This is a genomic window from Devosia sp. (assembly GCF_017307565.1).
GTDB lineage: Bacteria > Pseudomonadota > Alphaproteobacteria > Rhizobiales > Devosiaceae > Devosia.
In genome coordinates this window covers 49,625-61,054 of the sequence record NZ_JAFKHD010000070.1, presented here as the reverse complement: position 1 = coordinate 61,054, position 11,430 = coordinate 49,625, and the positions used below count along the sequence as shown (strand labels likewise).

Genomic DNA, 11,430 nt, shown 5'->3' with positions numbered 1-11,430 from the left:
GCCCGGCAATGACGACGGAGGGAGAAATTTCAGGGCGACGTAAAGTCCGCGACGCTACTTCCCGTAGACATCCTTCGGATCAAACAGCTTCGGCAGACCCGTGTCTTCGAGCTTGGCGATACCGTTCTCGGTTTCGACGCTGCGGTAGAAGCAGCTCTTGCGGCCCGTATGGCAGGCGGCTCCGCGGCCGGTCTGGCGGACGGTCATGACGAGGCAGTCCTGATCGCAGTCCGTGCGTAGCTCGACAACTTCCTGCAGTTCGCCTGACGTTTCACCCTTCTTCCAGATGGCTTTACGGGAACGCGACCAATAGTGGGCGATGCCGGTGTCCAGCGTCAGGCCAAGGGTCTCGGCGTTCATGTGTGCGACCATGAGGACGTCCTTGCTGCCCTCTTCGATCGTCACGACGGTGATGAGGCCATGCGCGTCGAAGCGCGGCGCGAAGACCGTGCCTTCTTCGAGTTGATCGTGGTCTAGCATCGTCGGATCGGCAAATGTGGTCATGCGGCACCTTAAAAGTGTTTCGAGGCTCTAGCGCGCATCGCCATCAAATACCACTGCCGAAAACTGGCAGGTCGGGGACGTATATATTCCGCCGAACGGAGACCGATCATGACGAAATATTGGGTAGCAGTGGCTTCAGCAGAGCATGCGCGGCGCGGCAAGGTCGGATTCATGCAGGTCAATCACGGAAAGAAAACGCCTCTCCAGCGTATTCGGGCCGGTGACGGCGTGACCTATTATTCGCCGGCCGAAACCATCCGTGGCAAGGATCGACTGCAAAGTTTTACGACAATCGGCCGGGTACGGGACGAAGATCTATACCAGGGCGAGATGGGGGGTGACTTCACGCCCTGGCGCCGCAATGTCGACTACGCGCGGCAACCGCAACTGGGGCTACCAGATGCGATTTGGTCTGTTCGAGATTTCAGAGCACGATTTTCGGGCCATCGCCGCCGCCATGCAGGCCGACATCTGAACGCCGCTCCGGCCGCCGGACTTGGCTCGGCCGTTTGAGAGCGGCGAAAACAGTGGTCATGATGCGCAATTCTGGCTCGGAGGCCGAGGTGCGCATCATGACCGGGCGCCAGTGCTTCAGTTCTTGAGGCCGAACCAGATTTCGATATCGCCGCTGCCGCTGCGTCCATCGAAGGCTGGCCCATAATATTCGAGGAAGCTGTATGGCGCTTCGCTCGCTTCATAGCCATTGGCTGTCAGCCATTTCTCTCCGGCGCCGATCGTCTGGCGGATGGTGGAGAGATCGCCCTTGTGCGGGAAACGTGCCCATTTGAGGGCCGGCACTGAAACCAGTTCCAGATCGGATGGGGCTTCGGCGCCGGCCCGCATTTCCATGGCGGCGACATACTCGAAACGATCGTCGGCAATCTCGCCGACAATGCCATAGGCCGCACCGACAATGGCCCCGTCGATATGACCGATATGGGGCTGGAAGCGCTGCCACTGGGCAGGCAGGCCCGCCGGATTGTTCATGTTGTGACGCTCGGCAATGCCGGCGAAATACATGGCGGGACGATTTTCGAACCGGGGCGGTTCGACTGTGACTTGGGCTTGAATATCCATTCTGTGAGGCTCCACGAGGGTAATCCCTTCAAGGTCGCGCCTCTGGCGGACAGCTTGCGGCGTGACGCCGAACTGATCGCGAAAAGCGCGGGTGAATGCCTCATGCGAGCCATAGCCGGCGTCGAGCGCCACCGAGAGGATATCGGGTGCGCCGTCAGCCAATTGACGCGCCGCATCGCTCAGGCGCCTCGCCCGCAGATAGGCCGTGACCGAATAGCCGGTCACCAGGGGGAAGACGCGCGAAAGATAGCTTTTGGAACGCCCCGTCACCTCCGCCAGCTCGTCGAGCCCCAGCGGCTCGCGTGAGCGGCTTTCGAGAACCCAGAGCATTTTGGAGACGACTGACATGGCACGAACTCGCTTGAGACGGGTATTCTATGCCATATCGGGGACAAGCGCATTTGATCGCGCTTGTCATTGTCGGGCCGAAGCCTCCTGCCCGGCGCCTAGCGGCGGGCGATCATTGCGAGGAAGCGATCCTGCTCGACGCGGTCTTCGGCGAAAACGCCGGTGAACCGGTGGGTGATGGTCATCACGCCGTGGGCACGCACACCGCGCATGGTCATGCACATGTGTTCGGCTTCGAGCATGACGGCAGCGCCGCGCGGCCCAAGATTTTCATTGATGGAGTCGATGATCTGCGCGGTCATGGTTTCCTGCGTCTGCAGGCGACGGGCAAAGACTTCGACCAGGCGCGCGAGCTTGGAGAGGCCGACAACGCCATCATGTGGCAGATAGGCAATGTGGGCCTTGCCGTAGAACGGCACCATGTGGTGCTCGCAATGGGCATAGAACGGAATGTCGCGCACGAAGACGATGTCATCGTAGCCGCCGACTTCGCGGAACATCTTGGAGAGGACTTCCTTGTCGTCCTGGCCGTAGCCGGCGAACAGCTCCTCATAGGCCTTGGCGACGCGCGCGGGCGTCTCCAGCAGGCCTTCGCGAGTCGGGTCATCGCCCGCCCAGGCGATCAGGGTGCGAACAGCCGCTTCGGCTTCTTCACGGGTCGGCCGCGGCAATGCCGTGGAGGTGGCAGGCACAGCGAAAGGCAGCTTTGCAGACGCGTCCACTGGATCACTCCTAAAACTCGGGAACCGAAGTCAGTACGTTCATACCGCCGATTTGGATGCAGCCGGATCACTTTTGCTTCTGGCAGTCCGCATCGGTCCCTCTATATAGAAGGGGTACAAGACGAGAACAAGAAGTCAGATTTCCTCGATGGCGCTGATTGAGCTTTATTCGGACAAGATCCTGGACATAGCTGGAAACGCTTTGCAACCGGGGCGGCTGGCCGCGCCGGGCGCCTCTGCGCGCAAGGTGAGCCGGGTCTGTGGCTCGGTCATCGAGGTGGATATTGCGCTTACCGACGGCGTGATTTCGGCTTATGGCCACGAGATTTCCGCCTGTGCCCTGGGGCAGACTTCGGCCGCCATCGTGGCCCGCGAAATCGTGGGGACGCGGGCCGAGGATTTTTTGCGCCTCGCCCAGCAGATGCGCGACATGCTGAAGGCGGCAGGTTCGCCGCCGGATGGAAAATGGTCCGATCTCGGCTATCTCGAAGTCGTGCGGGAATATCCGGCGCGGCATGCATCGACGATGCTGGTGTTCGATGCGGTCACCGAGGCGATAGAAAAAGCGCGGGCGAAGCCGAATCCTGAAGACGCAAACTGATGCAGAACTTCATCGCCCTGCTGCTCCGCGCCGTCGATTTTCCGTTCAAGGTCGCGGCCATCCTTCTTATCACGATCTATCGCTATACCCTTTCGGCCTTTGCCGGGCGTACCTGCCGACATCTGCCGACGTGCTCGGAGTATACCCGGGATGCCATCTGGCAGTTCGGCTTCTGGCCCGGCGGCTGGATGGGATTTTCGCGGTTCGTCCGCTGCCGGCCCGGCGGGACGCATGGATATGACCCGGTGCCGGAGGCAATTCCGGCCGCGGCCCGGTGGTATCTGCCGTGGACTTATGGGCGGTGGAAGTAACAAGGTCCTGGCAAGTATTGCGCTGAGCGATTGACCGCTGCGGCATGTCCTAAGGGCTGGCACGACGCGAAAAGCATGCTATTCAGGCCCCCTTGCAGCGATTGGCGCTGCATAATCCCAATTTCTGGAGACTGAAAATGTCGATCAAGGTGACGTTCCCCGATGGTGCAGCTCGCGAATTTCCGCGCGGCACCACCGGCACCACCGTGGTCGAAGGCATCTCCAAGTCTCTGGCCAAGAAGACCATCGCCATGCGCTGGAACGGCGTGCTCTCCGATCTTTCGGATACGCTCGACGCCGATGGCAAGATCGAGTTCGTGACGCGCGACTCCGGGTCCAAGGATGCGCTCGAACTCATTCGCCATGACGCAGCCCACGTATTGGCCGAGGCCGTGCAGGAGCTGTGGCCCGATACGCAGGTGACCATTGGTCCGGTGATCGAGAACGGCTTCTACTACGACTTCTACCGTCCGGCCGGTCCGTTCACGGAAGATGAGCTGCGCGTCATCGAAAAGAAGATGAGCGAAATCATCGATCGTGGTGCGGCCTTCACCAAGGAAGTCTGGACGCGCGACCAGGCCAAGGACTGGTTCGAAGCCAAGGGCGAAGCCTTCAAGGTCGAGCTGGTCGACGCCATTCCGGCGGACCAGTCGATCAAGATGTATGCCCAGGGTCAGTGGAAAGACCTTTGCCGCGGCCCGCACATGCGGACCGTGAAGGATGTCGGCCAGGCGTTCAAGCTGACCAAGGTGGCCGGTGCCTATTGGCGTGGCGATAGCAATCGCGAAGTGCTGAGCCGCATTTACGGCACGGCTTTTGCCACCAAGGAAGAGCTCGACGCCTATCTCCTGATGATGGAAGAGGCGGAAAAGCGCGACCATCGCAAGATCGGCCAGGACCTGGATCTGTTCCACTTCCAGGCCGAGGCGCAGGGGTCGGTCTTCTGGCACCCACGTGGTTTCGTCATCTACAACCAGATGGAAGCCTATATCCGCCGTCGTCTCAATTCCTCAGGCTATGTGGAAGTGAAGACGCCGCAGCTGATGCATGCCAAGTTCTGGGAGCAGTCCGGCCACTGGGGCAAGTACCGCGAAAACATGTTCGTGGTGCCCGACCAGGTGCCGAACACGGAAGACGACAAGCCGATCTTTGAGAGCGGCGGCGATCTTCTGGCATTGAAGCCGATGAACTGCCCGGCTCACGTGCAGATCTTCAATCAGGGCATCAAGAGCTATCGCGACCTGCCGCTTAGGATGGCCGAGTTCGGCTGCTGTCACCGCAATGAGGCCCATGGCGCGCTCCATGGCCTGATGCGCGTGCGACAGATGACCCAGGACGACGCGCACATCTTCTGCCGCGAGGACCAGATCCAGAGCGAGACGGAGCACTTCGTGCACCTGCTCTACTCGGTTTACGGGCACCTCGGGTTCGACAATGTCGTCATCAAGCTCGCGACGCGCCCCGAAAAGTTCGGCGGTACGATCGAGCGTTGGGATGCGGCCGAGAAGGCGCTGGGCGATGCCCTGCGCGCGACCGGCTATGACTTCGAGATCGCCGAAGGCGAAGGCGCGTTCTATGCGCCGAAGCTCGAATTCCATCTCAAGGACGCGATCGGTCGTTCCTGGCAGGTTGGTACGCTGCAGCTCGATTATGTGCTGCCCGAACGTCTTGGCGCGACCTATGTGGCCGAGGACGGTAGCCGGCAGTTTGCCGTGATGCTGCACCGCGCGATTCTCGGATCGCTCGAGCGCTTCATCGGCATTCTGATCGAGAACCATGCCGGCAAGATGCCGATGTGGCTGGCGCCGACCCAGGTTGTCGTGGCGACCATCGTTTCGGAAGCGGATGAATATGGCCAGAAGCTGGTGAACCAGCTCAAGGCGGTCGGCATTCGCGCCGAGCTCGATACCCGCAACGAGAAGATCAACTACAAGGTGCGCGAGCACTCGGTGCAGAAGGTGCCGCTGATGTTCGTGGTGGGCAAGCGCGAGGCCGAGGAAGGCACGGTTTCCGTGCGTCGTCTCGGCACCGAGGGCCAACAGGTTCTGCCATCGATGGAAGCGATCGTTTCGCTTCTGGCTGAGGCGACCCCGCCGGATCTCAAGGACAAGGGGCAGGCAGCTTAAGAATGCCGCAGCGTCCGTCCAATCGCGAAATGAAGGCGCTCTATCATCTGGGCGAGGACAATGTCCTCGGCCCCGATGACTTCAAGGATATCGGCGAAAAGACCTTTGCCGGCATGCTGAAGAAGAAATGGGTGGAAGAGGTCGGGCCGGGCAAATTCCGGACGACCGAAAAAGGCCGCATCATCCACGATGAAGAGGTCTATTTCACCGGGCGCTGGAAGCGCTGACAACCTGAGGAGCGGGCCTGTGGCTGACCGCATTGCCATAACCCGCTCCGTTTCGATCGACCCCAGCGAGAACGAAGAGACTTTTGTGCGCGGCTCTGGGCCGGGCGGGCAGAACGTCAACAAGGTCGCAAGCGCGGTGCAGTTGCGCTTTGACCTCGAAAATTCTCCCAACATTCCTGAGCCGATGAAGCGGCGCGTGGCGGCGCTGGCGGGTAGCCGGCTGACCAAGGATGGCGTCATTGTCATCCTGGCCAATATTCATCGCGACCAGCCGCTGAACCGGGCGGAAGCACAGGCGCGCCTTGTCGCCCTGTTGCGTGAAGGCGCCTATCCGCCCAAGCCGCGAATTGCGACGCGCCCTACCCTTGCCTCCAAAACGCGGCGGCTGGACGCCAAAACCAATCGATCGGGAATCAAGCAGGGCCGCGGGCGGCCTCGCGTTGACGAATAGGACCATTTTCATGAGCCTCAAATTTGGAACCAGTGGCGTGCGCGGGCTTGTCACCGACCTGGAGGGACAGCCGGCGCGGCGCTATGTGGCGGCGTTCCTGAAGCATTTGCAGGCTTCGGGGCAGATGTCCGGCGGACGCGTGCTGGTCGGGTATGATCTCAGGCCGTCGAGTCCGGCCATTGCCGAGGATTGCCTTGCTGCGATTGCGCATGCCGGGTTCGAGCCAGTGGATTGCGGCGCGGTGCCGACGCCGGCTTTGGCGTTGCAGGCGATGACGACACAGAGCGCGGCTGTGATGATCACGGGGAGCCATATTCCGGCGGACCGTAATGGGCTGAAATTTTACAAGCCGGCCGGTGAGGTCAGCAAATCGGATGAGCAGGGAATCGTCGCAGCGCTGTCGGATGTCGACGTGCCGGACTACGATGAATCGGTGCTCGACGAAAATGAGGAAACCATCGAGGCCTATCGCGATCGATGCGTGGATCTGCTGCCGGTCGGTGCGCTCGAAGGCGTCAAGGTCGGGGTTTTCGAGCACTCTACAGTGTCGCGGGAACTGATGGGCGAGGTGCTGGCGGCCCTCGGCGCTCAGGTCGTGTCGCTGGGACGCAGCGACGTCTTTGTGCCGGTGGATACCGAGGCGTTTTCGGATGCCCTGTTCGCCCCCCTGCCCGGTTGGGTTCGGGAGCATGGCCTTGATGCCATCGTTTCTTCTGACGGCGATGCGGATCGGCCGCTGGTGATGGATGGCAGCGGCAATTTCGTGCGCGGCGACGCACTGGGATTGCTGGCGGCGCAGTTCCTGAATGCCAAGACGGTGGTGACGCCGGTGACGTCGAATTCGGCGATCGAGCGTACCGGATATTTTGACCAGGTCGTCCGGACCCGCGTGGGATCGCCTTTCGTCGTTGCCGAAATGGAAAAGGCGGAGAAGGTCGTTGGCTTTGAGGCCAATGGCGGCACGTTTGTGGGCAATGGGTTTGACCTGACGGCGCTGCCAACGCGCGATGCCATCCTGCCCGTTGTTGCGGTGCTGGGGCTGGCTGCAAAGGAGAAGATTACGGTAGCTGAACTCGTGTCGCGCCTGCCGCTGCAGGTGGCGGTGGCGGATCGGCTGCAGAACGTGCCGGCGGAGCGGAGTGGTCCGTTCCTGGAGCGGTTGCAGAAGGATGAGGCCTACGCCGCCGAAGTCTTCGCGCCCAATGAGATCGCAAGTGTGAATGCGATCGATGGGTTGCAGTTTCACCTGAAGGGCGGCGAGACCGTGCATTTCCGCGCATCGGGGAATGCGCCGGAGCTACGCTCCTATGTCGAGGCTGGGACCGAGGCGCGGGCGAAGGACCTGCTGGCGTGGTCGATGGCTGCGCTGGAGAAGGCCGTACGCTGAAATACAGCTCCCCGCTTTCGCGGGGAGCACACCGTGAATGGAAAAGGGGCGGCCACTGGCCGCCCCTTTAGTTTGATTACTTCGCCGAGGCGGAGATGTTCACCTTGCCGATCAGGCTGGCCGGATCGTCTTCGGCGGTCATGAAGTCGACCATGGAGAGACCGGGATCTTCCTTGGCTTCGATGCCGATATTGAGCGACTTCGCCTTGCCGCTGACGAACTGGTTGATCGCCGAGCCGGGCTTGGCCGCATCGGCGGCGCCGGCCATCATGCCGATGATCGTGCCTTCGGCGAGGCCCGCGAAGACCGGGCGGAGCGTGGCCGGATCGGCGCCCTGATCAGCCGCCGCAACGGCGAGGACGATGTCGGAGAGACCGGCATCGGTCACGTCGAGCTTAAGCGCCTTGATGGCAACGCCCATGCCGGCCATCAGGGCTTCGTTCTCGTCCATCGAGAACAGGGCTTCGGTGGCGTTGGCGATGGTGCCCGAGAGCACGATGGTGGCGAGATCGACGCCAGAAACCGAGACTTCCTTGATATCGATGCTGTTCTTCTCGGCGTTCCAGGCTGCGGCCAGCCGGAATCCGGCATCGATCTTGGTGATGCCGAGATCGATCAGCTGCTGGAGCTGCTCGTCTTCGCTGTCCTTGGGCAGATCGGCGCGGATGCCGGAAGCCGAGGTGTCGATGTTGCTGGGAATGCCATTGATATAGCTGGCCAGCGTCAGGTCGAAATTGTCGATGTCAGCAACGATGCGCTCGCCATCCGCATCCGGATCGGGAATGTCGATGCCAAGGCCGGAGAAGGAGAACCCTTCAAAGGCCGGGATCAGCGCGCGGGCATTGGCTTCGAGCCAGGCCTCGGTGACTTCGGCGGGGGCGCCGGCCATTGCGGCTATGGTCGAGGAGAGGTCGAACTGCTTGAGGGTGAAGTTGCCCAGAGTAACGGAGCCATCGCCTTCCACATTGACGCGGAAGTCATTCATGGAAATCTGCGGATAGATGCCCGGCGACATGCCGGCCATGGTCATGTTGCCGATTTCGAAGGTCATCGGACGACCATCGTCATCGGTGCCCGAGCACGAGAAACCGTCGAAGGTGAATTCGGAGCTTTCGAATGCGGTCAGGATATCCGCATACATCCGCATGATCTTGCCAACCATGGCCGGATCTTCCACGTCCGGATTGGCTTCCATCTGCTGGGCGAGCGTCATGATCTCGACGAACGAGGTCCCGATCGGGCGCCCGCGCACTTCGGCGCCACTGATCGGGCCGAATTCGCAGGCGACCTCGTCGGTCTCGAACGTGCCGCCTTCCATCAGGAAATCGGCGTAGAGTGTTGCCATTTCCGTGGAGCCGGCGTTCACGAGGCCATAGACGCCGAGCATGCCGCCGATATTGAAGTGTGTGGCCGAGGTGCTGCCCATTTCGGCATGGCCATCTTCGACATCGAAGCTCGAGCTTTCGATGCTTGCGCTGGCAGCAACGCCACCCACGACGTCTTCAAGCACCAGATTGTTGAAGGTGAGAACACCTTCCTGCTTCTGGCCATCGACGGTCGAGGTAACCGTCAACACGATCTCCGGAACGGTGATGCTGGTGGCATTAAGGCCAGCCAGGGCGTCAACATTCTCGATGATCGCGCCGCTGAGAATCGACTTGATGGTGTCCGCATCGATGCTGGAACCAACCGCATCGACGGTGGGGATGGAAATGGCGAACTCGGCCGGGGCCGACTGTTCGGCAGGCTTGGTTTTCACCTTCTGCGCCATGGCGGGAGCAACAGGCAGGGCGACGCTGGCCAGACATGCTGCCGCAATCCCTGCCAGGCCGCGCTTCGTGACGTTCAATGACATGCTTTTCTCCCGTTAGGTGGCGGAGATTGCACCACTCCGCCCAACAGTCTTGGCGACAAGGAATATAGGCCTATCTTCGGGCACGCAAATGCAAGTGGTGTGACGGCCGGCTTTTGAAGTGTGCGCGAGCGCCACCCTGCAAAGCCCTGCCCGTCCTTGGAAACAGCCTGCCGCGCGACGATTACTGCGGCTTGCGCTCGAACAGCCCAACCATCAGGAGCCCGGCAACGAAGCCGCCAAGATGAGCCTGCCAGGCAACGCCGAGGCTAGCACCCATCAGCAAAGGCGCAAGGGGCACGGCCGCATTGAGGACCAGCCAGATCAGCGTGAAGAATCGCGAGCGCGGATTGATGAACACCTCACGAAGCGTCGCGAGTCGGCGGCCCAGCACGATGCGCTGGCCGGTTTCCGGATGCTGGGCGTAGAGCACCGGCTGGAAGATGAAGCGCACAGCGGCGCCCGTGAGGCCGGCGATGCCGCCGGAGGCGCCGATGAGATAAGCGCCGGCATAGAGCGAGGTTACGGCAAAGAACGCGGCGCCCGCGGCGGCCGAAACGAGGAAAATGGCGAGCATGGGCCCTGCCCCATAACGCCGGGTCACGGGGCTCGCGAAAATCACGAGCCAGGCCACATTGACCAGCAGGTGCTCCCAACCGCCATGCAGGAAAGCGTGTGAAAAAGGCGTCCACAAAAGCGGTATCGCCACGGTTATGTCTTGTGGTGCCAATACGATACGCAGAGGCTGGAAGGCGAACCAGAAATAGAGCTGAGTCTGCCCCGCCTCGTTAAGCACCATGGTTGCTGCCAGGTGAATCGCGACGAGAATACCGACGAGAGCCGTCACCGAATTGGGCAAAAGAAAGATCGGCTCGCGCGGCGGGCGGCCTTGGGAACCGGGCATTTGCTCGGGCTCAGTCATCGTTTTTCTCCCCAAAACCCTTTGTTCCGCGGCTTACAGCAACCTTTTCCACATTGGGACGGCGGCGTTAACCTTAATTAATGTTTAAGCGGGCAATCACCCTGTCGATTTGCCATTGTCATCTGCGCGGCGGGACTCTCTCGGGGAGAGATGGTGCCGCCTATGAACAAGCGGGTCCTAACCATGCAGATGCCGAGCACCAATACGCTCTATACCTATTGGAATACGATTCGTGGCGCCCGTAGCGCGCCCGACCGCAAGGACATCGATCCGACCCGCATCCGCGAGGCCCTGGCCAACACCTTCATTCTCGAACTCAACGAGGACGACAAGTTCTCCTTCCGCCTTGCCGGTTCGCATCTGTGCACCAGCTATTGCCGGGAACTGAAGGGCCGCTCCTTCTCCGCGCTCTGGCATGATCGCGATCAGGACGCCATGGAAACGCTGATCCGCGCCGTGACCGAAGATCACGCAGTGGCTCTCGTCACCTTCCAGGGTTCGACCGCGCTGCATACCAAGGCATCCTTCGAGATGATCCTGATGCCGCTGCGTCACAACGGCTCCAGCCACACCCGCATTCTCGGCGGCATGACTGCTGCGGAAGAGCCCTATTGGCTCGGCGTGCAGCCGGTGGCCGAACAGCGTATCACCGGCCTTCGCCTGATCTGGCCCGATGAAATGCCGCGCGAGGAATCGGTGCGCGACGTTGCTGCCAGCGTCGTCAACGATATCGGCTTTGCCCCGGCAGTGCCGTCCATGGCCATGCCCACGACTCTTTATGGCCGCAGCGCCCGCCGCTACGCCCATCTCGCCGTGATCGACGGCGGCCGCAACTAGTCTACTGGCGATCCGGTTCCGCATCGGATCGCGTCCATCCCCCTGTCATGCCAGCACTTCCCGGA

13 protein-coding genes are annotated in these 11,430 nt (G+C 61.3%); 8 read left to right on the top strand and 5 right to left on the bottom strand.

The genetic code is table 11. The features are described 5' to 3' along the window. Positions 1–54 precede the first annotated feature (54 nt). Positions 55–504 carry a phosphoribosyl-AMP cyclohydrolase gene (gene hisI / locus J0I64_RS02110; RefSeq protein WP_291405966.1) on the bottom strand — a complete coding sequence of 150 codons (450 nt, stop codon included), beginning with the start codon at positions 502–504 and terminating at the stop codon, positions 55–57. A gap of 108 nt (positions 505–612) precedes the next feature. Between hisI and J0I64_RS02105 the strand changes: the two genes are divergently transcribed. Then, complete coding sequence (locus J0I64_RS02105; protein WP_366933676.1) at positions 613–1,017, top strand: EVE domain-containing protein; 405 nt, start codon at positions 613–615, stop codon at positions 1,015–1,017. 78 nt (positions 1,018–1,095) lie between these two features. Here J0I64_RS02105 and J0I64_RS02100 read toward each other — a convergent pair whose 3' ends face one another. Together J0I64_RS02100 and folE are read right to left on the bottom strand one after the other, a co-directional pair. Further along, positions 1,096–1,929 (bottom strand): helix-turn-helix domain-containing protein, encoded by an 834-nt coding sequence (locus J0I64_RS02100; protein ID WP_291405964.1) that lies wholly within the window; start codon positions 1,927–1,929, stop codon positions 1,096–1,098. Positions 1,930–2,027: 98 nt separating this feature from the next. Beyond that, on the bottom strand, positions 2,028–2,651 hold the full coding sequence (gene folE, locus J0I64_RS02095; RefSeq protein ID WP_291405963.1) for a GTP cyclohydrolase I FolE: 624 nt from the start codon (positions 2,649–2,651) through the stop codon (positions 2,028–2,030). A 148-nt stretch (positions 2,652–2,799) separates the two neighbouring features. Here folE and J0I64_RS02090 point away from each other — a divergent pair, with 148 nt between their 5' ends. The 6 genes from J0I64_RS02090 to J0I64_RS02065 all read left to right on the top strand — a co-directional run bounded on the left by J0I64_RS02090 (position 2,800) and on the right by J0I64_RS02065 (position 7,754). Further along, complete coding sequence (locus J0I64_RS02090) at positions 2,800–3,252, top strand: iron-sulfur cluster assembly scaffold protein (RefSeq protein WP_291405961.1); 453 nt, start codon at positions 2,800–2,802, stop codon at positions 3,250–3,252. Continuing rightward, positions 3,252–3,563 (top strand): membrane protein insertion efficiency factor YidD, encoded by a 312-nt coding sequence (gene yidD, locus J0I64_RS02085; RefSeq protein ID WP_291405959.1) that lies wholly within the window; start codon positions 3,252–3,254, stop codon positions 3,561–3,563. Before J0I64_RS02090 ends, yidD begins: the two co-directional genes overlap by 1 nt. A 137-nt stretch (positions 3,564–3,700) precedes the next feature. Further along, positions 3,701–5,689: a threonine--tRNA ligase gene (thrS, locus tag J0I64_RS02080; RefSeq protein WP_291405957.1), complete on the top strand. Its 1,989-nt coding sequence runs from the start codon at positions 3,701–3,703 to the stop codon at positions 5,687–5,689. Between the two features lie 2 nt (positions 5,690–5,691). Continuing rightward, complete coding sequence (locus tag J0I64_RS02075; RefSeq protein ID WP_291405955.1) at positions 5,692–5,916, top strand: hypothetical protein; 225 nt, start codon at positions 5,692–5,694, stop codon at positions 5,914–5,916. Between the two features lie 19 nt (positions 5,917–5,935). Continuing rightward, positions 5,936–6,367: an alternative ribosome rescue aminoacyl-tRNA hydrolase ArfB gene (gene arfB, locus J0I64_RS02070; RefSeq protein WP_291405953.1), complete on the top strand. Its 432-nt coding sequence runs from the start codon at positions 5,936–5,938 to the stop codon at positions 6,365–6,367. 10 nt (positions 6,368–6,377) lie between these two features. Then, a complete protein-coding gene (locus J0I64_RS02065; protein ID WP_291405951.1) occupies positions 6,378–7,754 on the top strand; it encodes a phosphomannomutase in 1,377 nt (458 codons plus the stop codon). A 76-nt stretch (positions 7,755–7,830) separates the two neighbouring features. Here the strand turns inward: J0I64_RS02065 and J0I64_RS02060 are convergent, their stop codons facing one another. Continuing rightward, positions 7,831–9,609, bottom strand: coding sequence for a hypothetical protein (locus J0I64_RS02060; protein WP_291405949.1), 1,779 nt, complete (start codon positions 9,607–9,609; stop codon positions 7,831–7,833). Between the two features lie 181 nt (positions 9,610–9,790). Continuing rightward, positions 9,791–10,528, bottom strand: a complete 738-nt coding sequence (locus J0I64_RS02055; RefSeq protein ID WP_291405947.1) for a rhomboid family intramembrane serine protease — start codon at positions 10,526–10,528, stop codon at positions 9,791–9,793. 162 nt (positions 10,529–10,690) lie between these two features. On the opposite strand from J0I64_RS02055, the gene J0I64_RS02050 reads away from it, so the two are divergent. Beyond that, positions 10,691–11,365: a PAS domain-containing protein gene (locus J0I64_RS02050; protein ID WP_291405945.1), complete on the top strand. Its 675-nt coding sequence runs from the start codon at positions 10,691–10,693 to the stop codon at positions 11,363–11,365. The last annotated feature ends 65 nt before the right edge of the window (positions 11,366–11,430 follow it).